The sequence below is a fragment of the Candidatus Cryosericum odellii genome (assembly GCF_003570935.1).
GTDB classification, from domain to species: domain Bacteria; phylum Caldisericota; class Caldisericia; order Cryosericales; family Cryosericaceae; genus Cryosericum; species Cryosericum odellii.
The window spans coordinates 3125-4333 of the sequence record NZ_QXIU01000007.1 but is presented as its reverse complement, the minus strand read 5'-3'; the positions used below and the strand labels follow the sequence as shown (position 1 = coordinate 4333).

Below are 1209 nucleotides of genomic sequence, written 5' to 3'. Positions count from 1 at the left end.
TCTGTCTCCTTCATGAGCATCATGTGGATGGTCCTGCCCTATCACAGTCCGACGATGATCTGGGGCTACAGCGGCCAAGGCCTCAGAACCACCATTTCTGTCGATGGGTTCTGGAGCAAGATATTGGACAACTTCCTCGCCATCCGCATCGGTCAAAACTTCATGATTCCGACTGGCACGATCTTGTTTTTCGCACTCATGGCATGGCTCATGTGGGCATTCTTTCACACCAAGACTGGAACAGCCATGACTGCTGTCGGTTCGAATCCAGACTATGCCCGTGCCAGCGGAATCAGTGTCGACAGGATGAGAACCACTTCTGTTATCTTATCGACTGTTTATGGAGCCATCGGCATTCTCCTGTATGAACAGAGCTATGGGTTTATTTCGTTGTACAACGGCCCCTTCTTCATGGCACTCCCCGCAGTCGCCGCCGTTCTCATCGGCGGTGCCAGCGTCAATAAGGCCAACATTACCAATGTGGTCATCGGAACAATCTTGTTTCAAGGTATTCTTACTATGACCCCATCTGTTATCAACGCTGCTATTCACACAGATGCGGCAGAAGTTGTGCGACTCATCGTTTCCAATGGAATGATCGTCTACGCACTCACTCGAGCGACCCGGAAATCCAGGTGACACTATGACAAGAAGATATGGACTCAAAGATGTCGTAACCCGCTTCTTCATCAACAATGCCGTTCCCATTATCTTCATCATCTTCATAGCATTTGCGATCCCAATCTCAGGTTTCTCCGGCCCCTACCTTATTCAAGAGCTGTTCATAAGGGTCGGTCGCGATTCCTTCCTCGTTCTTTCCCTGCTCTTGCCAATCATGGCAGGCATGGGAATCAACTTTGGCATGGTCCTCGGGGCCATGTCGGGACAGATCGCAATTATTCTGGTTCTCAATTGGGGAGTCCCAGGAATAGGCGGGCTATTCTTGGCCATGGCAGTTGCAACACCCATGGCAGTGCTCCTCGGGTGGTTCTCCGGCATTGTTCTCAACAAGGCCAAAGGGCGCGAGATGGTGACGTCGATGATGCTCGGGTTCTTCATCAGCGGTATCTACCAGCTCATCGTGCTCTACTTCATGGGCAAGCTCATTCCCATTCACAATCCTGTCCTCGTCCTGTCGCGAGGATACGGCATTCGCAACGCTCTCAGCCTGCTGACTATGCGATTGAGCCTCGACAACCTCATCCCGCT

At 51.5% G+C, this 1209-nt stretch carries 1 protein-coding gene and 1 pseudogene; both read left to right on the top strand.

The genetic code is table 11. From position 1 onward, the window contains the following. Positions 1–639: ABC transporter permease subunit (locus SMC5_RS00245; RefSeq protein ID WP_207798899.1), on the top strand; the 639-nt coding region annotated here is incomplete at its 5' end. A gap of 4 nt (positions 640–643) precedes the next feature. Next, positions 644–1209 (top strand): annotated as a pseudogene (locus tag SMC5_RS10910) (ABC transporter permease); the annotation flags it as partial.